General features: G+C 71.9%; 27 protein-coding genes. 20 read left to right on the forward strand and 7 right to left on the reverse strand.

What is annotated here, in order from left to right; translation table 11 throughout:
• Positions 1-298: 298 nt before the first annotated feature.
• The 3 genes from HNR14_RS09225 to HNR14_RS09235 are packed head-to-tail and all read left to right on the forward strand — an operon-like array spanning position 299 to position 2113.
• Positions 299-1423 carry an FAD-dependent oxidoreductase gene (locus HNR14_RS09225; protein WP_179700791.1) on the forward strand — a complete coding sequence of 375 codons (1125 nt, stop codon included), beginning with the start codon at positions 299-301 and terminating at the stop codon, positions 1421-1423.
• 59 nt (positions 1424-1482) lie between these two features.
• A complete protein-coding gene (locus HNR14_RS20645; protein WP_218875003.1) occupies positions 1483-1761 on the forward strand; it encodes a hypothetical protein in 279 nt (92 codons plus the stop codon).
• Positions 1754-2113 carry a hypothetical protein gene (locus HNR14_RS09235; RefSeq protein ID WP_179700793.1) on the forward strand — a complete coding sequence of 120 codons (360 nt, stop codon included), beginning with the start codon at positions 1754-1756 and terminating at the stop codon, positions 2111-2113. The genes HNR14_RS20645 and HNR14_RS09235 overlap by 8 nt, the downstream gene beginning before the upstream one ends.
• A gap of 48 nt (positions 2114-2161) precedes the next feature.
• Here HNR14_RS09235 and HNR14_RS09240 read toward each other — a convergent pair whose 3' ends face one another.
• Together HNR14_RS09240 and HNR14_RS09245 are read right to left on the reverse strand one after the other, a co-directional pair.
• Complete coding sequence (locus HNR14_RS09240) at positions 2162-2674, reverse strand: tetratricopeptide repeat protein (RefSeq protein WP_179700794.1); 513 nt, start codon at positions 2672-2674, stop codon at positions 2162-2164.
• Positions 2675-2684: 10 nt separating this feature from the next.
• Positions 2685-3257, reverse strand: a complete 573-nt coding sequence (locus HNR14_RS09245) for a TOPRIM nucleotidyl transferase/hydrolase domain-containing protein (RefSeq protein WP_425485026.1) — start codon at positions 3255-3257, stop codon at positions 2685-2687.
• Positions 3258-3321: 64 nt separating this feature from the next.
• Here HNR14_RS09245 and HNR14_RS09250 point away from each other — a divergent pair, with 64 nt between their 5' ends.
• Positions 3322-3603: a hypothetical protein gene (locus HNR14_RS09250; RefSeq protein WP_021756272.1), complete on the forward strand. Its 282-nt coding sequence runs from the start codon at positions 3322-3324 to the stop codon at positions 3601-3603.
• Positions 3604-3606: 3 nt separating this feature from the next.
• Here the strand turns inward: HNR14_RS09250 and HNR14_RS09255 are convergent, their stop codons facing one another.
• The gene (locus HNR14_RS09255) at positions 3607-4152 is read right to left on the reverse strand and encodes a hypothetical protein (protein WP_179700796.1); all 546 of its coding nucleotides are present in this window, start codon (positions 4150-4152) and stop codon (positions 3607-3609) included.
• Positions 4153-4190: 38 nt separating this feature from the next.
• Positions 4191-4466 carry a TetR family transcriptional regulator gene (locus HNR14_RS09260; RefSeq protein WP_179700797.1) on the reverse strand — a complete coding sequence of 92 codons (276 nt, stop codon included), beginning with the start codon at positions 4464-4466 and terminating at the stop codon, positions 4191-4193.
• Positions 4467-4568: 102 nt separating this feature from the next.
• Between HNR14_RS09260 and HNR14_RS09265 the strand changes: the two genes are divergently transcribed.
• The 3 genes from HNR14_RS09265 (at position 4569) to HNR14_RS09275 (ending at position 7260) form a co-directional block, all read left to right on the forward strand.
• A complete protein-coding gene (locus tag HNR14_RS09265) occupies positions 4569-5498 on the forward strand; it encodes an aldo/keto reductase (RefSeq protein WP_179700798.1) in 930 nt (309 codons plus the stop codon).
• Positions 5499-5512: 14 nt separating this feature from the next.
• Positions 5513-5968, forward strand: a complete 456-nt coding sequence (locus HNR14_RS09270; RefSeq protein ID WP_179700799.1) for a hypothetical protein — start codon at positions 5513-5515, stop codon at positions 5966-5968.
• Between the two features lie 80 nt (positions 5969-6048).
• A complete protein-coding gene (locus tag HNR14_RS09275; protein WP_179700800.1) occupies positions 6049-7260 on the forward strand; it encodes a GDSL-type esterase/lipase family protein in 1212 nt (403 codons plus the stop codon).
• Between the two features lie 79 nt (positions 7261-7339).
• On the opposite strand, the gene HNR14_RS09280 is transcribed toward HNR14_RS09275, so the two are convergent.
• Positions 7340-8248 carry a 5'-3' exonuclease gene (locus HNR14_RS09280; RefSeq protein WP_179702604.1) on the reverse strand — a complete coding sequence of 303 codons (909 nt, stop codon included), beginning with the start codon at positions 8246-8248 and terminating at the stop codon, positions 7340-7342.
• Between the two features lie 108 nt (positions 8249-8356).
• Here HNR14_RS09280 and HNR14_RS09285 point away from each other — a divergent pair, with 108 nt between their 5' ends.
• The 8 genes from HNR14_RS09285 (at position 8357) to HNR14_RS09320 (ending at position 15620) form a co-directional block, all read left to right on the forward strand.
• Positions 8357-8803: an SRPBCC family protein gene (locus HNR14_RS09285; protein WP_179700801.1), complete on the forward strand. Its 447-nt coding sequence runs from the start codon at positions 8357-8359 to the stop codon at positions 8801-8803.
• 166 nt (positions 8804-8969) lie between these two features.
• A complete protein-coding gene (locus HNR14_RS09290; RefSeq protein WP_179700802.1) occupies positions 8970-9911 on the forward strand; it encodes a ribokinase in 942 nt (313 codons plus the stop codon).
• Positions 9908-10909: an ABC transporter permease gene (locus HNR14_RS09295; protein WP_179700803.1), complete on the forward strand. Its 1002-nt coding sequence runs from the start codon at positions 9908-9910 to the stop codon at positions 10907-10909. The genes HNR14_RS09290 and HNR14_RS09295 overlap by 4 nt, the downstream gene beginning before the upstream one ends.
• A gap of 76 nt (positions 10910-10985) precedes the next feature.
• Complete coding sequence (locus tag HNR14_RS09300; protein WP_179700804.1) at positions 10986-12011, forward strand: substrate-binding domain-containing protein; 1026 nt, start codon at positions 10986-10988, stop codon at positions 12009-12011.
• Between the two features lies 1 nt (position 12012).
• The gene (locus HNR14_RS09305) at positions 12013-13542 is read left to right on the forward strand and encodes a sugar ABC transporter ATP-binding protein (protein ID WP_179700805.1); all 1530 of its coding nucleotides are present in this window, start codon (positions 12013-12015) and stop codon (positions 13540-13542) included.
• A 31-nt stretch (positions 13543-13573) separates the two neighbouring features.
• Complete coding sequence (gene rbsD, locus HNR14_RS09310) at positions 13574-14029, forward strand: D-ribose pyranase (RefSeq protein WP_179700806.1); 456 nt, start codon at positions 13574-13576, stop codon at positions 14027-14029.
• Positions 14030-14081: 52 nt separating this feature from the next.
• The gene (gene deoC, locus HNR14_RS09315) at positions 14082-14786 is read left to right on the forward strand and encodes a deoxyribose-phosphate aldolase (protein ID WP_021762504.1); all 705 of its coding nucleotides are present in this window, start codon (positions 14082-14084) and stop codon (positions 14784-14786) included.
• 69 nt (positions 14787-14855) lie between these two features.
• Positions 14856-15620: a GntR family transcriptional regulator gene (locus tag HNR14_RS09320; RefSeq protein ID WP_343064447.1), complete on the forward strand. Its 765-nt coding sequence runs from the start codon at positions 14856-14858 to the stop codon at positions 15618-15620.
• A 24-nt stretch (positions 15621-15644) separates the two neighbouring features.
• Here HNR14_RS09320 and HNR14_RS09325 read toward each other — a convergent pair whose 3' ends face one another.
• Positions 15645-16004, reverse strand: coding sequence for a nuclear transport factor 2 family protein (locus HNR14_RS09325; protein WP_179700807.1), 360 nt, complete (start codon positions 16002-16004; stop codon positions 15645-15647).
• 32 nt (positions 16005-16036) lie between these two features.
• Here HNR14_RS09325 and HNR14_RS09330 point away from each other — a divergent pair, with 32 nt between their 5' ends.
• On the forward strand, positions 16037-16441 hold the full coding sequence (locus HNR14_RS09330) for an NUDIX hydrolase (RefSeq protein WP_179700808.1): 405 nt from the start codon (positions 16037-16039) through the stop codon (positions 16439-16441).
• A gap of 123 nt (positions 16442-16564) precedes the next feature.
• Here the strand turns inward: HNR14_RS09330 and HNR14_RS09335 are convergent, their stop codons facing one another.
• On the reverse strand, positions 16565-17074 hold the full coding sequence (locus HNR14_RS09335) for a MarR family winged helix-turn-helix transcriptional regulator (RefSeq protein WP_179700809.1): 510 nt from the start codon (positions 17072-17074) through the stop codon (positions 16565-16567).
• Between the two features lie 95 nt (positions 17075-17169).
• Between HNR14_RS09335 and HNR14_RS09340 the strand changes: the two genes are divergently transcribed.
• From HNR14_RS09340 to HNR14_RS09355, 4 genes are all read left to right on the forward strand, one after another.
• Positions 17170-17739 carry an NADPH-dependent F420 reductase gene (locus HNR14_RS09340; RefSeq protein WP_179700810.1) on the forward strand — a complete coding sequence of 190 codons (570 nt, stop codon included), beginning with the start codon at positions 17170-17172 and terminating at the stop codon, positions 17737-17739.
• A 111-nt stretch (positions 17740-17850) separates the two neighbouring features.
• Positions 17851-18681 carry a mechanosensitive ion channel family protein gene (locus HNR14_RS09345; protein WP_179700811.1) on the forward strand — a complete coding sequence of 277 codons (831 nt, stop codon included), beginning with the start codon at positions 17851-17853 and terminating at the stop codon, positions 18679-18681.
• Position 18682: 1 nt separating this feature from the next.
• Positions 18683-19399, forward strand: a complete 717-nt coding sequence (locus HNR14_RS09350; RefSeq protein WP_179700812.1) for a GAP family protein — start codon at positions 18683-18685, stop codon at positions 19397-19399.
• A gap of 42 nt (positions 19400-19441) precedes the next feature.
• The gene (locus tag HNR14_RS09355) at positions 19442-20473 is read left to right on the forward strand and encodes a LacI family DNA-binding transcriptional regulator (protein WP_179700813.1); all 1032 of its coding nucleotides are present in this window, start codon (positions 19442-19444) and stop codon (positions 20471-20473) included.
• The last annotated feature ends 140 nt before the right edge of the window (positions 20474-20613 follow it).

Below are 20613 nucleotides of genomic sequence, written 5' to 3' on the forward strand. Positions count from 1 at the left end.
ATCGCCAACCCACCACCGGGCCTGGACGCAACAAGACACATTGGACGCTCCGAGCACGACGCAGCGACCGCCCGGCATTTCGAACATTGCGAGCTAACGCCGACCGCGAACCGGGCGATGGCCAACACCACTCGCTCCGGCGGTCACCGCACATCCCAGCGTTACTGCACCGGCGTGCGTGAACGCTCCAAAGAGTGAGGCTTGTGGACTGCCGGAGGCTCTGAATTGTGGTCGCCGAGAGCGACAAGCGGCGTAACGCTGACGTCGCGCTGCCAGGCGGGGCGGCTAACGTGACGGCATGACCGTCGACACCATCGTCATCGGGGCCGGCGTCGTCGGCGCCGCCGCCGCGCGTTCGCTCGCCGAGGCCGGCTCCCGCGTCCTGCTCCTGGAGGCGTTCGAGCGCGGGCACGACCGCGGCTCCTCCCACGGCGCCAGCCGCATCTTCCGCTACGGCTACGACACCGCCGACTACGTGCAGCTCACGGTGCGCGCCGCCGCCGGGTGGGAGCGGCTGGAGAAGCAGTGCGGCCGCACGGTGTTCGACCGCACCGGGGCGCTCGACCACGGCGATCCGAAGGCGCTGGATGCGATCGCCGCGGCGATGACCGCGGAGGACCTCCCGTCGGAGCGGCTGCGGGGTGCCGAGGCGGCCGAGCGCTGGCCGGGACTGAAGTTCGAGGACGACGTGCTGTTCAGTCCGGGCGGCGGGAGGTTGCACGCCGACGCCGCGATCGAGGCCCTGCTCGACACCGCCGAGGCGGCCGGGGCCGAACTGCGCTTCGGCGTGCGCGTCACCGGCATCGACTCCGACGGCGACGGCGTCGTCGTCACCACCGCAGACGGCGAGCACCGCGCGGCGCGGCTGGTCGTGGCGGCCGGGTCGTGGACCCCCACGCTCGCGGGCGACTGGCTCTCGCACCACGGCGCTGCCCTGCCGGATGTGCGCGTCACGGAGGAGCAGCCCGCCCACTTCCCGCTGCTCCCCGGCCCGGCGGACGACGAGAGCCTGTGGCCCAGCTTCGTGCACCATCCACTCGACCCGGAGATCCCGAGCGTCTACGGCCTGCTCACTCCCGGCGAGGGAGTGAAGGTCGGCGCCCACGGGTACGGCCCGGTCGTCGACCCCGACGACCGCGACCGCACGATCGACCCGGTGCGGCTGCAGCGACTGCAGCGCTACGTCGCCGAATGGGTGCCCGGCGTGGATGCGTCACGGCCGGACGCGATCAGCTGCCTGTACGACTCGACCCCCGACTCCGACTTCGTGCTCGACCGGGTCGGCCCCGTGACCGTCGCGACCGGCTTCTCGGGCCACGGCTTCAAGTTCGGTCCCGCGCTCGGCGACGTGCTCGCCCGGCTCGCGCTGCACGGCGAACGCGCGCCCGAGCGGTTCCGGCTCGCGGTGGCGGAGCCGGGGTAGGCAATATCAGAATCACAAAACGGTGGGTGCAATATCTGTAGCCGTGATAAAATGAGTCGATGGCACCACGGTGGATCGACTCAGCTTTCAGGCACGGTGGATCACGAGCTGACCAGATCTGGGCGCTTCTCCACCCCACGTACCAGGCAGACCTGCCGGGTGAATCGCGTGACGATGGAACGGTGCGATTGATCATCGGCCACCCGCACGCTCAGACTGATCAGGAGATCGAGATCCTGATCAACGCCTACCCGGACGGTCGCGAGTCCGGAGTGTTCCATGCGATGGAGTTGGGCCCGAAGTTCCGGCGCTACAGGGAGGAGAATCCGAATGGCTGAGAAGATGACCGATGCAGAGTATGAGCAGCTCGCTGCCCGGCTGACCGACCCGGACCACGAACTGCCGAAGGCGGCGAACGTGCTGTCTGGCGCTGCTGCCGAGGCTGCCGGCCGCGAGTTCATGTTGCGCGAGTACGGGTCGGAGGAAGCGCTGGACGAGGCGCTTCGAACGGCGGGGCGCCCCCGACTCGGCACCAAGCCCAAGGGGGCGTCGCCGACCGTTCGCGGCCGGATCGCGGAGGCGGATCGTGCGGCGTTCGACCAGCTGATCAAGCAGACGGGCAAGAAGGAGAGCGAGCTCGTTCGAGAGGCCGTGCATCTCCTGCTCGAGCAGCACAAGCTGGCGAGCTGACGAGGGTGGACCGGCTCCGGCTCGCGGTGGCGGAGCCGGGATAGCGAGCTACGCGACCGGGTGCTGCTCGCGGTCGACCGACCGCAGGTACTCCGCGTTGCCGCGCAGCGCCGCCTCGTAGCGCAGCAGGTCGGCCGTGCGGATGCGATCGGCCGCTAGCTCCATCAGCTCCGCGACCGCGGCGTCGCTGCGCCCGGCGGCGTGCAGGGAGAGCGCGTGCCAGGTCTGCACCGACTCCGAATCGGGGAACTCGGCGCGGGCCCGGTCGAGCACCGTGAGGGACTCCGCGAAGCGGTCGAGGTTGCGCAGTGTGCTGCCGTACTGCAGCAGGCACTTGCGCAGCGTCTCGCCGGTGAGGCCCCGCTCGAGCGCGCGCTCGTAGTACCCGGCGGCCGTCTCCTCCTCACCGGCCGTGTCGTACGACCCGCCGACCTCGTAGAGCACGTGCGCGTCGTCGGGATGCTCGGCGAGCACCTCCAGGAAGGCCGCGATCGTCGGCGCCATGTCGGCCCGGTCGCGGGCGGCGAAGATGGCGGCGAGGCGGTCGTCGAGCGCAGACATGCGCTCCACCCTACGTGAGGCGCGACGCCCGCAGCACGGCGAGCAGCGGCTCCGGGATGCGGTCGGGCGCGAGCGCGGCGGTCAGCAGCCGCCCGTACTGCTCCTTGCGGCCCGATGTGGTCCCGAAGAACCGGTGCAACTGCGCCTCCGTCGGCCGGCTGCGCTGCGCGGGCTGGTTCTGAAAGGTGCGGAACAGCCGCAGATCGCCCGCCCGCGCCAGCACCTCCTCCACCGCGGCGAGGCCGAGCGCGTCGATCAGCTCGCCCTCCAGATCGGGACGGCAGACCGCGATCGACGACTCCGGGAGGCCGGCGCGCTCGTAGAACGGCCGCTCGGCGGCGTCGCACAGGCCGCGCAGTTCCGGGCCGGTGCCCGCGGCGTCCGTTGACGCGCCCACCCCGAGCGCCTTGACGTACCGGCGGACGCTCATCGCGCCGCCCATCGGGACAACGGCGGTGCCCTCGGCGGCGAGGTCGCGGCCGAGCACGGCGGCGGCCGCGTGCACCGCGGCACGGTCGCTCGCGCCCTCGACCAGCACGACGATCCGTGCGGCCCGCTCCTCGTCCAGGCTCAGGTCCCTCACGCGGGCCATTCTGCTCCGATCCGCCCCCTGTCGCCTCCCGCCCGGCGCGCGTACCGTTCGCGACATGAAACTACTCATCTTCGTAGCAGGGGTCGCTGTCGGGTTCGTCGTCGGTTCGCGCGCAGGCCGGGGAGCCTACGACGACATGCGCAAGCGGGTGCGGGACTTCACCGGGTCCGCGCCGGTGCAGCAGGTCAAGGACGACGTGAAGGACTTCGCTTCGCGCGCCGCCTCCGACATCGGCGAGACCGTCGGCGACGCGGTCGGCAAAGCCACCGACAAGGCGGCCTCCAAGATCGACGACATCACCGGCAAGAAGAGCGGCGGGGCCGCGACCGCGAACTGAGCCTCAGGCGCCCTGGGGTGGGTGGGCCAGCAGGTCGGCCCGCTCCCGCAGGTAGCCGACGGCGTCGCGGGCGTCCGCGTCCGCGACGGCCGCGCTCCAGCGCACCAGCACGCGCCCCTCGCGCAGGAACAGCGGGCCACGGCCGGTCTCGGCAGCCTCCCGCAGGCTCCCGACATCCAGCGCCACGGGCTCCGCGTCGAAGTTCACCGTCTCGCCGTCGCGGAAGTGCCCGCGTTCGGCTGCGGCGCGGTAGGCGCGCCGGGTCTCGGCCGACACCGAGACGTACTGCGTCCGCCCCGGCTCGGTGGCGCGCACGATCGACCCCGTCGCGTGGAGGCCGCCGTCGGCGTCGAGCAGCAGGACGCCGAGCCGCCACACCCGTCCGGCGGGTCGCAGCACCGGCTCGCGCATGATCAGGAGCTTGCGCTGCCGATCCTCGTAGGTGGCGAGCGCCTCCTCGCGGGCACCGGCCTCCCGCAGCATCGCTGCGACCTCGGCGATCACCGCCCGGAGAGCCGCCACCGCCTCCTCATCGCCCGCATCCGTCACCCTCCGAGGGTACGACGTGCGGCGATCGTCGTCCGGACTTACGGCAGCGTCCGGATGCTGAACGAGTTGTCGTCGGTCGCCATCAGCAACTCGACGCCCTCCTCGTGCCGCAGCACCACGAGGGCGGAGCTGTCATCGGCCGCGACGCGCTCGACCTGGCGCACGAAGATCTGCGCCATCTCGTCGCTCACCCGGAAATCCCGGCCCAGCGCGTGGACGATGTACCGCGGACGGGCCGGCGACGGGCGGGCGCCCAGGGCGGTCTCGGTGCGGAAGTCCTCAACGGCGAGCTGCATCTCGGGTGTCATCGTCATGGCTTCCTCCTGTTGATCCGCGGGCATTCTTCTCCCGTTGCTCGAACTGTAGACCGGCTCGTCTCGCAGGAGGAGGGGGTTGACGGGAGGAGGATGGGAGGCATGCGAACCTTCAGCTTCCCCGGCGTCGCCGTCGACGCGTCCAACATCGTCCTCGGCCTGATGCGCATCGAACCCCTGTCCGACGAGGAGATCCGCACCCTGGTGCGCACCGCTCGCGACGAGGGCGTCACGGTGTTCGACCACGCCGACATCTACGGCGAGGAGCGGCACGGGAGCGAGCGTCGCTTCGGTGACGCCGGCGCGATCCCGGCCGCCGAGCGCGACCAGGTCGTCATCCAGTCCAAGGTCGGCATCCGCGACGGCTACTTCGACTTCTCGCGCGAGCACATCCTCGCCACCGTCGACGAGTCCATCGCCGCCCTGCGGACCGACTACCTCGACCTCCTGCTGCTGCACCGCCCCGACACCCTGGTCGAGCCCGAGGAGGTCGCCGCCGCGTTCGACGAGCTGCAGGCGGCCGGCAAGGTGCGCGCGTTCGGCGTCTCCAACCACACGCCCGGCCAGATCGACCTCCTGCGCCGGTACGTCTCGCAGCCGATCGTCGCCAACCAGGTGCAGCTGAGCATCACGCACGCCCCCCTCATCGCGCAGGGCGTCGCCGCCAACATGGCCGGCCTCCCGCAGTCGATCGACCGCGACAACGGCATCCTCGACCACGCCCGCCTGCACGACATCACCCTCCAGGCCTGGTCGCCGTTCCAGAAGGGGTTCTTCGACGGCGTCTTCCTGGGCGACCGCGAGCACTTCCCCGAGTTGAACGACGTGATCGACGAGCTGGCCGCCTCCTACGGCGTCACCCCGACCGCGATCGCCACCGCCTGGATCACCCGCCACCCCGCCGGCATCCAAGTCGTCCTCGGCACCACCAACGCCCAGCGCGTCCGCGACGCCGCCGCCGGCTCCGACCTGCCCCTGACCCGCGAAGAGTGGTACCGGCTGTTCCGCGCGGCGGGGCACATCCTGCCGTGAGGGGCGATGGGGGCATGCGGTTCGAGGAGGGCTGCGAACGCGACGTCAGCGGGACGGACGAGGCCCGCTTCCGGATCGTCCTCTTCGACGGGCCGACTGGTTTCGGCCTTCCTGACTGGGCCGTATATCTGCCGACGACCGACGTCCTGACCACCTTCGAGGCGCTCGAAGAGAACGACCTCGTGCCCGCTGGGTTCAACACCGAGAGCGTCGATGTGCTCGACGCCGACTTCGTCGAAGTGTTCGATCTCGCGACCAGGCTGGCAGGCGAGAGCAAGCAGTTCGCGATCGCTCTGATCCACGACTCCTCGGAGGGTCGGCGTCGGACCTGGCTTACGGGCACGGACCTCAACATGGCGGCGGACGACGATGCGACCGAGCTGCGCCGGCGCGAGATCATGCTCGGTCGTCCCCGGCGTACGGACGCCGAGGCGGCTGATGCTCTCGAGTGGCTTCAGAACCAGCCCTGACGAACGCCTCCTCACACATTCCGGGTGACCCGGCGAGCCGCCGCTAGTCCGCGGACGTATGCCGGGATACCGTCAACCGAGTGGATGCCGAACGTGTGACGCTGGGGCGTCGCCTCCTGACCCGGGCGCAGCTGCTGCGGGTGGTCGGCGTGCGCAGCGGGTTGGCACGGCCGGCGGACGCACCGCAGGGGTTCGCCGCGGGACGGCGCAACGTGCGCGTGCTGCTGGCGGGCTCGGGGCCGGTCGTCGGCTGGGGTGTCGCGAGCTACGACCTCGCCCTGCCCGGCGCGCTCGCCCGGGCGATCGGGTCGTCGACCGGGCGCGGGGCCGTCGTCGACGTCGTCGCGCATCCCTCGGCCGGCGTGCGCAGACTGCGATCGCTGGTCGCCGCGGCGGGGCCCGAGCGCTACGAGGTGGTCGTGCTGAGCGCGACGCTCGCCGACTCGCTGCGCCTGCCCGACCCGGAGAGGTGGGGCGAGCGGGTTCGGTCGCTGCTGAGGGAAGTCCGGACCGCGCGGGGAGCAGGCGGCGCGGTGGTGTGGCTCGGCGCCCAGCCGATCCGCTCGTTCGACCCGGACGACGCGGGACCGACCCGGATCGCCCAGGGCCACGCCGAGCGTCTGAATCTCGTGGCGGAGCGCGTGTGCCGGGAGGAGGGTGCGCTGTTCGTGCCGCTCCCGGCTCCGCCGCATGCCGAATCCGCTCGGCACCGCGGGCCCGCGGACTACCTGTTCTGGGCGCGGCGGATCGCCGACGTGCTCGTGCCCACGCTCGTCGAGCCGCGCCGGAGCACGCCTCCCTCGTCACGGACGGCGGCGGAGCGGGTGGAGGCCATCGAGCGTCTGCGCCTGGCGGAGCGCGGCCGCGACGCCCGCCTCGACGGGCTGGTGGGCACGGCGCAGCGCACGCTCGGCACCGAGATCGCCATGTTCACCATCCTCGACGCCGAGAAGGAGTGGGCGATCGCAGCCGTCGGCACGGCGACGCGCGAGTTCCCGCTCGAGGAATCCGCCTGCCAGTACACGATCGCCTCCGCCGACGGCCTGGTCGTCGCCGATGCCGAGCTCGACGAGCGCTTCGCGTCGAGCCCCGTGGTGACCGGTCCCGCCCACCTGCGGTACTACGCAGGCTACCCCGTGGAGGCGCCGGACGGCACGCGCATCGGCGCGCTCTGCGTGTTCGGGCGCAAGCCGCGCGATGCCGAGACCGGCGAGCTCGACCTCGACGTGCTCCGCGAGCTGGCCCTGCTCGCCCAGCGCGAGCTCTGGCGCTGGGAGCCCGACCGCGTCTGACCCCGCCGACGGCCGAGTACGCGAATTCTCTGCGTACTCGGCGGTTCGAGCCGTACTTTCCGCGTACTCGGCAGTTGCCTCAGTCGGGGAGGGCCGCGAGGAGGCGGTCGAGCGAGCCGCCGAGCCCCCAGCGGTCGGCGAGCGCGTCGAGGGTCTCGCGCTGCTTCGCGCTCGGCCGGCGCAGCCGCGCCTCCACGTCGGGCAGGTCGAGGTCGCGCACGACCTCGACGACGCGCGGCGCGACGTCCAGATAGTCCGTCGCCGCCGCGAAGCGGGCGCGGACCGCCGGCTTCATCGGACTGGAGTCGTCGGCCGCCGCGGCGCGGATGCCGTCGAGCGAGTCGTACTCGGCCAGCAGTGCCGCCGCCGTCTTCTCGCCGACGCCCGCAACGCCCGGGAGGCCGTCGGACGCGTCGCCGCGCATCGCCGCGAAGTCGGCGTACTGGTCGGGCCGCACGCCGTACTTGCCCGACACGACCGCGTCGGTCAGTACCTCGAGGTTGCTCATCCCACGGGCCGTGTAGATCACCCGCACGTCGTGCGCGTCGTCCACCAGCTGGAACAGGTCGCGGTCTCCGGTCACGACATCCACCGGGCCGTCGCCTCGGGAGGCGAGGGTGCCGATCACGTCGTCCGCCTCGTGCTGCGCGGCGCCGACGATCGCGAGGCCGAGCGCCTCCAGCACCTCCCGGATCACCGGCACCTGCTGCACGAGCGCTTCGGGAGTCTCCTCGACATCCACCCCGCCCGGCACTTCGCGGGCCACCCGGTGTGCCTTGTAGCTCGGGATGAGGTCGACGCGCCACCGCGGGCGCCAGTCGTCGTCCCAGCACGCGACCAGGGACTCCGGCCCGAACTCGCCGACGAGCCGCGCGATGATGTCGAGGAAACCGCGCACCGCGTTGACCGGTTCGCCCTCGGGCGACCGCACCGTGTCGGGCACCCCGTAGAACGCGCGGAAGTACAGCGACGCGGAGTCGAGCAGCATGGTCCGTCCGGTGGCGGACGCGGGCGTGGGCTGGGGCATGGTCGGCACCTCCGGATGCCCACGTTACGCAGCGCCACCGCGCGGGGCCAGAGGCGTTACCCTGGCGGCATGGCCGGAACGACCGTCGTGGAGCGCACCGAGCGCATCGCCGCGACCCCCGAAGAACTGCAGCGCCGCATTGCGGACCTCCCGGGCTGGATCGACTGGTCGCCGTGGGAGGGGCTCGACCCCGACCTCCACCGCGACTACTCCGGCGAGCCGGGAACGGTCGGGTCGAGCTACGCCTGGTCGGGCAACCGCAAGGCCGGAGCCGGGCGCATGGAGGTCACCGCCGTCGACCCGGACGGGGTCGCCATCGCGCTCGACTTCACCAAACCGTTCCGCTCCACCAACGCGATCCGCTTCGTGCTGACCCCCGAGGGCGACGGCACCCGGGTGATCTGGCGGATGGAGAGCCCCCGAACACTCATGACCCGCCTGTTCAACGTCGAGAAGCTGGTCGGCTCCGACTTCGAGAAGGGGCTGCGGCAGCTCAAGCAGGTCGTGGAGGGGTAGGACCCCACCCCTTTCCATCGCTTCCCGGGCCGGCCGCGCTGACGCGTTCAGTGGGCGGGCCCGTCTTTCGTGCACCGTTCGTGCAGCTTCGGTTGACGAGTGGACAACTATGGACATACACTGCTCATGTTCATAGTTGTCCACGTACAAGGAAGTACTCGAATCGATGAAGATCGCTGTGGTCGGAAGCTACGGGGCGGGCCTCACCATGCGGGTCCCGCGCTCGCCGGAGGCCGGTGAGACGGTCAGCGGAGGAGTCTTCGACTCCGGGCCGGGAGGCAAGGGCTCGAATCAGGCCGTCGCCGCCGCCCGGCTGGGTGCTGAGGCCTCCCTCCTCACCGCCGTCGGCGCCGACGACTTCGGTCGCGCGGCCCGCGAACTCTGGGCCCGCGAGGGTGTCGACGCGAGCAAGACGCTGACCGGCGCCGGCGCGACGATGGTCGGCTTCATCCTGGTCGAGCCGAGCGGTGAGAACCGCATCGCGATCGCACCCGGCGCACTCGACGAGCTCGACGCCGCCGCGGTCGACGCCTTCCGCGACGAGATCGCCGCGGCGGACGTCCTCGTCGTCTCGATGGAGATCCCGCTCGCCGCGGTCGTGCACGCGTTGCGGACGGCACGGGAGGTCGGAACGACCACCCTGCTCAACCCGGCGCCCGCCCGCGCCCTGCCCGATGAAGCGTGGGCGCTCATCGACATCATCACCCCCAACCAGACGGAGGCGCCGGTGCTGCTCGGCCGCGAGCCCGGCGACGGGGCGACCGAGCACGAGCTCGTCACCGCTCTGCGCGCCCGCACCGGCGGGTCCGTCCTCCTCACCCGCGGCGCGGCCGGCGCGCTCCTGGCCGACGCGGAGGGGGAGCGCGAGATCGCACCTGTGCCTCCCGTCGCCGTCGTCGACACGACCGGTGCGGGCGACTCGTTCACCGCCGCCCTGGCCGTCGCGGTCGCGGCGGGCGCGTCGCTCGCCGATGCCGCCGCATATGCCGCCCACGCGGGAGCCCACACGGTCGCGGCGGAGGGCGTCGTCCCCGCCCTCCCGACCGCGGCGCAGCTCCCGGCCCTCCCCTCCCTCCCGAATCCCGGCTCGATTGGACCCACCCGATGACCGCCACCACCGTCCCCGCGCGACGCAGCGCACCGGACTTCCGCAAGCTCCTCCACGCCCGCGAGGCCGGCGTGTTCGCCGCGCTCGTGCTGCTCGTCGTGCTCGGCACCGTGCTCTCGCCGAGCTTCCTCCAGGCGGGCAACCTGCTGTCGGTGGGCCAGCAGGTCTCGCAGATCGGCATCATGGCCGTCGGCGCGACCTTCGTGATCATCAACGGCGAGATCGACCTCTCCGTCGGCTCGATCTACGCGCTCTCGGCGATCGCGACCGGCATGGCGATCGCCGGCGGGGTGGCCTGGCCGCTCGCGATCCTGATCGGCCTGGCCGTCGGCGTCGTCGCCGGACTCGTGAACGGACTGGCGGTGGTGCTCCTCGGGGTCCCCTCGTTCATCGTCACCCTCGGCAGCCTCAGCGTCTTCCGCGGCGTCGCGCTCCTCATCTCCGATGGCAAGCCGATCTCGCTCAGCACCTCACAGGCCGGCGTCGCCGACTTCAACCTGCTGGGTCAGGGGCGCCTCTTCGGCGTCGTCCCGATGCAGCTCATCGTCTTCGCCGCGATCATCGTGCTCGGCGTCATCCTGCTCTCCCGCTCGCGGCTCGGCTTCAACACCTATGCCGTCGGCGGCAACAAGGAGGCCGCACGGCTCGTCGGCATCAACGTCGGCGTGGTCAAGCTGACGGCGTTCGTCCTCTCCGGATTCACGGCGGCCGTCGCCGGCGTACTCGGTCTGTCCTTCCTCAGTTACGTGCAGGGCGTGACCGGCACCGGCCTCGAGCTGACGGTGATCTCCGCGGTGATCATCGGCGGCGCGGCCCTCTTCGGCGGCTCCGGCACGATGTGGGGCACCGTCATCGGCGTGCTCTTCATCGGCATCCTGCAGAACATCCTCAACATCAACGGGATCTCGTCCTTCTGGCAGACGGTCGTCACCGGTCTCGTCATCGTCGCGGCCGTGGCCGCGGACACCTGGCAGCGCAAGCGCAAGACACGCGCCTGACCGGCGCGGCATCGACGCCGCGCCCACGCACACCACCCGAGCACCACCCGCGTACATCACACACGAAGGAGTACTGATGTCTTTCCGCACCCTCACCCGCCGCGTGCTGACGGCCGCCGCCGTCGCCACGACGGTCGCGCTGACCGCCGCCGGCTGCGGCGCGATCACCAACGGCAACGCCGCCGACGCCTCCGGCGGCTTCCACCTCGCCGAGTACATCCAGAAGCGCGTCGACGGCGGTGAGAAGCTGCGCATCAAGCTCAGCTACCACGACCCGTCGCTCGCGTTCGCGACCCCGATCCGCGAAGGGATGGAGAAGGCCGGCAAGGAGCTCGGCGCCGACGTGCAGCTGATCGGCCCGACCGGTGGCGACGCCGCGAAGCAGGTCGCCGAGCTGCAGACCCTGATCCAGCAGCAGGCGGTCGACGGCCTCGCGGTCTCCTCCGCCAGCAGCGACGCCCTCAAGCCGGTGATCGCGCAGGCGTACGAGGCGGGCATCCCGATCATCTCGTTCAACACCGACAACCCCGGCTCGAAGCAGATGGGCTTCGTCGGACAGGACCTCGCCGCCTCCGGCACCTCCGAGGCGAAGCAGCTGCGCACCGCCCTCGGCGACACGGCGTCCGGCAAGGTCGTCGTCTTCTCCCTCGACACGGGCGCCGGCTGGTCGAACGATCGCTTCGGCGGATTCACGAAGGGCATGGAGGGCTCGGGTCTCGAGGTCGTCGGCCCGGTCAACGTCGGCAACGAGCCGAACGCCGCCTACAACACGGTCGACTCGACCATGTCGGGCCAGTCGGGCGTCGTCGCCATCGCCGGCCTCGACTGCTGCAGCACGACGGCCGCGGCCAAGTGGGTCCAGCAGTCCGGCAACGCGGGGAAGATCACCATGGTCGGCTTCGACCTCCTCCCGCAGACCGCCGAGTTCATCACCCAGGGCGTGGTGACCTTCACGATCAGTCAGAACCCGTCGGAGCAGGGCTACCAGGCCGTGAAGGTGCTCGCCGACTTCCTGAAGAAGGGCACGAAGATCTCCGGCGTCGACACCGGCGCCCAGATCATCGACGCGAAGAACCTCTCCGACGCCACGGTGGAGGGCTGACATGACGCTCCCGACGCCCGACGCGGCGCAGCCGGCCATCCGCATCACCGGGCTCAGCCGCCGGTTCGGACCGGTCACGGCTCTCGCCGACGTCACGATGGAGGTTCCGGAGGGGCGGGTGACCGCCCTGCTCGGAGAGAACGGTGCGGGCAAGTCCACCCTCCTGAAGATCCTCGCGGGCCTGCAGCCGCCGAGCGCCGGGAGCGTCACCGTCCACGGGGTCGAGGTGCAGCGGTTCGATCCGCACTCCCTGCTCACCGAGCACGGCGTGGCGATCGTGCCACAGGAGCTCTCGCTCCTGCCGGAGCGCACCGTGGCCGAGAACATCCTCGTCGGCGTCGAGCCGGGCAGCCGCTGGTTCCCGTCGCGCCGCCGGATGCGGCAGCGCGCCGCCGAGCTGCTCCGCACGCTCGACCTCGACCTCGACCCGGCCGCGCCGGTCGGCGGGCTCGACCTGGCGACCCAGCAGCTCGTCGTGGTGGCGCGCTCCATCGCCCGCGGCTGCCGCATCCTGATCCTCGACGAGCCCACCTCGGTGCTCACGCCCGCGGAGTCCGAACGGCTGTTCGCGCTGATGGAGACGCTCACACGCCAGGGAACCACCCTGCTGTACGTCTCGCACCGGATGCCCGAGGTGTTCCGGCTCGCGGATCAGCTCGAGGTGCTCCGGGACGGACGGCACGTCGCCTCCTGGAGCCGGGAGGAGACGACACCGGAGCAGGCTGTCGCCGCGATGGTCGGCCGTGAGCTCGGCGACCTGGCGCGCCGCTCCGACACCGTCCGCGCGGAGCCGCTGGTCGCCCCGGTGCTGACCGTGCACGACCTCGCGGGCCGCGGGCACCGGGAGGTGTCGTTCGACCTGCACCCCGGCGAGATCCTCGGCATCGCGGGTCTGCCCGACAGCGGGCGGGTCGAACTGCTCCGTAATCTCTTCGGCGCCGAACGCGGCGCCGGCGGCCGGATGATGCTCGACGGCCGGTCGTACGACCGTCGGACGCCCGGGGAATCGGTGCGCCGTCGCCTCGGGTTCGTCCCCGGCGAGCGTCGCGCGCAGGGCCTCCTCAGCTCCCTCGGCGTCGGCGACAACATCGGCGTGCTCACCCTCGGCCGCCACACCTCCGGCGGCCTCGTCCGCCGCGGCGGGTTCGACAGGGAGGCCGGTCGGCTGGCGACCGCCCTCACGGTCAAGACCGCGTCGCTGCAGACCCCGATCGTGAACCTCTCCGGCGGCAACCAGCAGAAGGCGATGCTGGCGCGCTGGCTCGCGATCGAGCCGCGGGTGCTCATCCTCGACGAGCCGACGCGCGGCGTCGACGTCGGGGCCAAGGCCGAGATCTACGAGCAGCTCTTCGCGCTCGCCGCGGCGGGCGTCGCCATCCTGTGCTCCTCGTCCGACCTCCCGGAGCTGCTGACCATCACCGACCGCATCGCCGTCATGGCGGAGGGGCGCATCGCGACGGTCCTGCCGACGGCGGAGGCGACGGAGGAGAACATCATGGCCGCTGCGACCGGCGCCGCCGCCGTGGCCTGATCCCGACCCGCGACCGAACAGAAGGAGAGACATGAAGAAGAACGGCATCCTCAACGCCGAGCTGAGCGGGGCGCTCGCCACCCTCGGCCACACCGACCTGCTGCTGGTCGTCGACGCCGGGTTCCCCATCCCGCGCGACGCGCACCGCATCGACCTCGCGATCGCCGAGAACCTCCCGGACCTGCGCACCGTGCTCGGCCTCATCGCCGACGAGCTGGTGGTGGAGGGCGTCGTCCGCGCCGAGGACGTCGTCTCCAACAACCCGCGCCTCGACGACTGGCTCGCCGACCGCTTCGCCGGCGCCGAGTTCAGCACGCGCACCCACGCCGACATGCTCGGCGCGGTCGCCGCCCAGGCGAAGGTCATCGTCCGCACCGGCGCCTTCGAGCCCTGGGGCAACATCGGCCTCGTCTGCGGCGTCGACGTGCCCCGCTGGTTCGGCGGGGACGGCGTCGTCGCCCCCGATTACTACGCCGACCGTCTCTGACGGCCGGAACCTCCCACCCCGCACCCGCGGTCCACGCGAAAGGAACACCACCGTGACCACCACCACCGGCGAGAAGACACTCGCCCCCGCCGAGCTGGCCCCGTACATCCAGCACACCAAGATCGAGGTCGGCCTCACCCGCGACGAGATCGTCGCCCACGCCCGCGAGACCGTCGAGCACGGCTTCAACGCGGCGATGGTCCCCGCCTCGTGGGTCGACGTCGTCGCCGCCGAACTGCGCGGCACCGGCGTCGGCATCGCCACCGCGCTCGACTTCCCCACGGTGGGCGTCACCACGAGCGCGGGCAAGGCGGCCGAGGCCGAGTCGATCGCGCGCCTCGGTGCCACCCAGCTCGACATCGGCGTGCAGATCGGCTGGCTCAAGAGCGGCATGTACGACGCGTTCCGCGACGACATCGCCGGGGTCGTGCGCGCCTCCGGCATCCCGGTCAAGGTGATGCTGGAGCTCCCGCTCCTGACGCCCGACGAGCGTCGCGCAGCCGTCGAACTCTCGATGGAGGCGGGAGTCGCCTTCCTGAAGAACGCGTCCAGCGGGCAGATCGAGACCGCCAACCCCGAGAGCGTCCGCTACCTCGTCGGCCTGGCCCGCGACGGCGTGCTCGTGAAGGCGTCCGGATCGATCAAGAGCTACCCGCAGGCGCTGTCCCTGCTGGAGGCGGGCGCGAGCCTGCTCGGCACCAGCGCGGGCCTCGAGATCATCAGCGACTCCGGCGACGAGAACACCGCCAGCTATTGACCGCGCCGCCGCCGTCCCGCGTGAACTAAGGTCGGGACGGCGGCGCACACCAGGGGAGGACACACGACGGTGACCGTGAACGACGAGCTGTTCGACGAGGGGGACGTCGACCGCGGGGCCCCGATCGCCCTCCATTCGCAGATCTCGGAGCGCATCCGCGGCCGGATCGCGACGGGCGAGTGGCCGGCGCACTACCGGCTGAAGAGCGAGCCCGAGCTGGCGCACGACCTCGGGGTCAGCCGCGGCACGCTGCGCCGCGCCCTGACCACGCTGATCGAGGAGGGGCTGCTGCGGCAGATCCGCGGCAAGGGCACCTTCGTCACCTCCACCACGATCGAGCCCTCGATCGCCCAGAAGCTCAGCACGCTCTCGGAGGACTTCGCCAACCAGGGGATCGTCACGCAGACCGAGGTGCTGGAGTGCGTGCTGCTCGAGCCGCCGCGACCGGTCGCCGCCCTCCTCGACATGCCCGCCCGGGCCAAGGTGCTGAGTCTGCGCCGTCTACGCCGCACCGAGGACGGGCCCGTCGCCCTGCTCGTCAACTACGTCCGCACCGACCTCACACCGGGGCTAGAGGACACGGACTTCACCACGGCCAGCCTGTTCGGGACCCTGGAGGGTCGCTTCCAGCTCAAGATCGGCAGCGCGCGACGCACCTTCTCGGCCGAGGCCGCCGACGCCGCCACCGCCGCATCGCTCGAACTCGCGACGGGTGCTCCCGTGCAGTACTTGCAGCAGGTGACCTACCTCGCCGACGGCCGCCCGATCGAGTACTCGGATGTCTGGATCCACTCGGGTCGTCTGCGCGTGACCTCGCTGCTGTCGCGCCGCTGAGGGCGGAGCGCGTCACCGGCGGATTCAACCCGCCTGATACGTCCCGTGCCCCCGCACGATCACGTCGCCGTCGAACTCGAGCACTTCGCTGACCACGCCGCCAGACTGATTGCGGTAGCGGATGACGATCGTGCCGACCCCGACGTAGTGGTCCAGCACCTCGAACCGGAGATCGGGGAGGGCGGCCAGGCCGGCCGTCCAGTACTCGCGCAGGGCTGCCTTGCCGCGTGCGACTCCACCGCTGCCGGGGAGCAGCCGTGCGGCGAGCGGCGAGGTGAAGACGACGTCGTCCGCGTAGTGGGCGAGCAGGGCGTCGAGGTCGTGGGCGTTCCAGTCGGCCAGCCACTGGTCGACGAAGGCGCGGGCGGTGTCGTCGCTGATCATCCGACCAGCATGGCATCGCCTAGCGTGGAGGCATGACCCTCCCGCCGCTCCAGGTCGCCGCCATCGCGCTCCTCCGCGATCGAACCGTGCTGATGGTGACCGCGCGCGGGCGCGAGGTGCACTACATGCCCGGCGGCAAGATCGACCCGGGCGAGACCGCAGCGCAGGCCGCGGCGCGCGAGGCGCACGAGGAGGTTTCGCTGACGCTCGACCCGAGCGCGCTCGAGGAGCTGTTCGAGGTGCGCACGCTCGCGCACGGTCAGGAGGAGGGGCGGATGGTGCACATGCGCGTCTTCCGCGCGCGCACCGATGCGGCGCCGACGCCGTCGTCCGAGGTCGGTGCGCTGCACTGGGTCACGACCGCCGACGCGGACCGCTGCCCACCCGCGGGCCGGGAGGTCCTGCGCCTCCTCGCCGCCCGCGACCTCATCGACTGACGCGAGCCTGCACCGCCCCGCCTGCCGAGTACGCGAATTCTCTGCGTACTCGGCGGTTTCGAGCCCACTTTTCGCGTACTCGGCGGTTGCCCGCGGGGTGAGGGGGGAAGGAGGGGGAGGGGGCTAGTCGCTGGTGGCGGCGGCGACGATCGACTCGCAGGCGTCGCTCGGGCGGCGCGACGGGTCGATGGCCCCGACGATGGACGAGGAGATCTCGGCGAGCTGCTCGACCTGCTCGGGAGTCAGTGCCGCGAGCACGCGCGAGCGCACGGTGTCGAGGTGCCCGGGGGCGGCGGTCGCCACGAACTCGGCGCCCGCGTCGGTGAGCACGGCGTTGGTGGCGCGGCCGTCCTCCTCGCAGGGCATCCGCTGCACGAGCCCGCGGGCCTCCAGCCGGGTGATCACGTGGCTGAGGCGCGAGACGGACGCGTTGGTCGCGGTCGCGAGGGCGCTGAGTCGCAGCCGATGGTTCGGCGACTCGGCCAGTCGCGAGAGCACGAAGAATTCGTAGTGCGTCGCCGCGGAGTCGCGCGAGAGCTGGCCGTCGATGACGGGAGGCAGCAACTGCGTGAGCGCGACGAGGCCCAGCCAGGCATCGCGCTCGCGGCCCGCGAGGTCGTCGCTCGTCGTCATGGGTCCATTCTAGCAATCACTTGACGCTTCAACCATCCCGACGTACATTGGTTGAAGCATCAACTGAATACGGCGCACAGCCGGGAAGGAATCTCATGAGCACGGTCAGCATCATCGGCAACGGAAACATGGCGAAGGCGATCGGCGGCGTGGCCGCGGCCGGCGGCAGCACGGTCGAGTACCTGGGCCGCGAGGGCGGCGCGGTCGCCGGCGACGTGGTGGTCCTCGCCGTCCCGTACCCCGAGGTGGATGCGGTCATCGCGACCTACGGCGACGCCCTCGCAGGCAAGGTCGTCGTCGACATCACGAACCCACTCGACTTCGGGACCTTCGACGGCCTGACGGTCCCGGCCGACGGCTCGGCCGCGGCCGTGATCGCGGGCAAGCTTCCGTCCTCGACGGTCCTCAAGGCCTTCAACACCACCTTCGCCGCGACCCTCGCCTCCGGGAAGGTCGGCGCCGAGACCACCACCGTGCTCATCGCCGGTGACGACGACGCCGCGAAGGCCACGCTGACCGGCATCGTGACCGCGGGCGGCCTGAACGCCGTCGACGCCGGCTCCCTCAAGCGTGCCCGCGAACTCGAGTCCATCGGCTTCCTGCAGATCACGCTCGCGGCGGCCGAGCGCATCTCCTGGACGGCCGGCTTCTCGCTCGTCGCCTGAGCGCACCGCACGACACGGGCGGTGGAGGTCGCACTCCGCCGCCCGTTCTGCGTCTAGACGCTCCCGTCGCCCGGCCGATACTGTCGCCGCACGGGCGGTGAGGGAGTCGGGATGGTGCGTACGGCGGCGGCCGGAGACGCGGCGGGGTTCTTCTCGGGCCTCGACCAGTGGTCCGTGCTGTTCGCGCTCGTGTCCGTCGCCGCCGGGATCCTGCTCGGCATCCTGGCGCACCGCGCCACCCTGCGGCTCTGCGCCCGCATCCCCGCCGTCACCACCGACACCGGCCGCCGCATCGCGCGGGTGGTCCGGCTCACGGTCATCCTGCTCGGGATCGGCGTCGGCATCGCCTTCCTCGGCGCCCCCATCCAGCCCGTCCTGGCGCTCGCCGTCATCGTGGCGGTCGTCGCCGGCCTGGCCCTGCGCGGCATCAACGAGAACTTCGCCGCGGGCCTGGTGCTGCAGACCCGGCGACCGTTCAAGGCCGGCGACATCGTCGACGTGGCGGGGTACCGGGGCGCGGTCCGCGAAGTCACCAGCCGCACCGTGGTGGTGCGGACCATGGATGGCCGGGTCGCGCACATCCCGAACGCCGACGTGGTCGGCAACCCGTTCGTCAACGAGTCCGAGCTCGGCGGTCGCCGGTCCGAGGTGGAGGTGCGCGTCAAGGTCGACCCGGCGGATCGGGAGGAGGTCCGCACGCGCATATCCGACGCCTGCGCCGCGGTGGAGGGCGTGCACCACCGCGAGCCGGTGCGGGTGCTGAGCATCGCGCACGAGCCCCACCGCTACACGGTGCGGGCGCAGTACTGGCACCACGCCGGCGACGGGCCGGCCGTGACCGCCGCGGTGGTCGACGCGATCTTCGCCGCGCTCGGCGACCGGGAGGCGACCGTCACGTCCGACGCGCCTCCGACGCCGCTCACCCCGCCGCCGGAGGTGTGACGTGGGCGATCTCATCCTGGGCCTCGTCCCGCTGCTGTTCGGCATCCTGCTCAGCCCGCTCGCCCTGATGGCGCTGATCGCGGTGCTGGTCTCGTCCCGCGCCCGGGTTGGTGGCATCGCGTTCGCGCTCGGCTGGCTGGCCGGGATCGCGCTCGTGCTGACCGTGGCGTTCCTCGTCTTCGGGGCGCTGCAGGTACGGGCATTGCGGGAGCCGCCGCTGTGGGTGCCGATCCTGCGGCTCGTGCTGGGCCTGCTGCTCGTCGGGGCGGCGGTCGTGGTGTACCGCCGGGGCCGCGCGCGGATCGCGCAGATGGCGGAGGCGCGCTCGCCGCGGGACGTCGCGGCCGCCGCACCGCAGCTGCCGGGCTGGCTGCAGCAGGTGGAGACGTTCCGTCCCGTGCGCACGTTCTTCCTCGGTCTCGGGTTGTTCGTCGTGAATCCGGTGGATGCGTCGTGCGCGATCATCGCGGCGCTCGACGCCCGGGTGGCGGCCGTCGCGACCGGTCCGGCGGTGGCGGTGCTGGTGGTCTTCGGGCTGGTCGGCTCGCTGTCGATCGTGCTGCCCGTCCTGCTCGTCGTCGTGCGGGGCGCCGCCGCCGAACCTCTGCTCGCCCGCACCCGCAGCTGGGTCGCCGGCAACACGCACGTGCTCAACGCCGCCCTGCTGCTCGTGATCGGCGCGCTCCAGCTGCAGAAGGCGCTCTCCGCCTTCGTGTGAGCGGTGCGGCGGCCGCTGGATGCGCGCCGCTAGGGTGAAGGGATGATCGAGAGCGGACGCGCCCCGGGGGTGCGCGAGGTCGCGGCCGCGGCGGGGGTCTCGCGGCAGACCGTGTCGCGCGTGCTGAACGACCACGCCAGCATCCGGCCCGAGACGCGCGACCGCGTGCTGGCCGCGATGGCCGAGCTGAACTTCCGGCCCAATCGCGCCGCTCGGATGCTCACGACCGCCCGGTCGACGACCATCGGGGTGCTCGCGGCCTCCACCTCCTCCCTCTTCGGCCCGGCCTCCAGCATCGACGCGGTGGAGAACGCCGCGCGCGACGCCGGGTACTTCGTCACCGTCGCGCACACCTCCGCGCTGGACCGCGCCTCGGTCGAGGCCGCCCTCGACCACCTCCTCGCGCAGGCCGTCGAGGGCATCGTCGTCATCGCCCCGCAGCAGCGGGTGCAGGATGCGATGGCCGCCGTGTCGCTCGCCGTCCCGTCGGTCACGCTGCACGGCGCCGTCGCCGCGGGCGACGACGGCGTCTTCGTCGACCAGGTCGAGGGAGCACGGCTGGCCACGCGTCACCTGATCGAGCGCGGGCACCGGCGGATCGCCCACCTGTGCGGCCCGGGCGACTGGTCGGAGGCGCGTGCGCGTCGGGACGGGTTCCTCGCCGAGGTCGCGGAGCACGGCGGTGGCGGCGACGAGCGGGTCGTGGGGCTCGTCACCCGGGAGGGCGACTGGACCGCGGCCTCCGGAGCCGAGATCGCCGCCGGGCTGCTCGCCGACGACAGCGTGACCGCCGTCTTCTCCTCCAACGACCAGATGGCGCTCGGCGTGCTGCACGCTGCCCGCCTCGCGGGTCGTCGGGTGCCCGAGGATCTCGCGGTGGTCGGTTTCGACGACATCCCCGAGGCCGCGTTCTTCGCGCCGCCGCTCACCACCGTGCGGCAGGACTTCGCCGAGCTCGGCCGCCGCTGTGTCGCCCGCCTCGTCTCGCTCATCGAAGGCGGGGGAGCGGAGGGCGCGGGCGTCGCCTTCGGCGCGCCCGTCGCGCCGGTGCTGGTGGAGCGCGCGTCGGCGTAGCGGCTGCGCGCCCGCGGCGTGTTGCGACGACTGGATGGGCTCGGCAAACGAGTGGTCAGGACACGCCGCCAGCGCACGTGCTCGAGCGGCGTGTTGCGACAACTGGATGGGGCGGCGCGGCCGCGCGCGGCGTGTTGCAA

This window comes from Leifsonia naganoensis (assembly GCF_013410615.1).
GTDB lineage: Bacteria > Actinomycetota > Actinomycetes > Actinomycetales > Microbacteriaceae > Leifsonia > Leifsonia aquatica.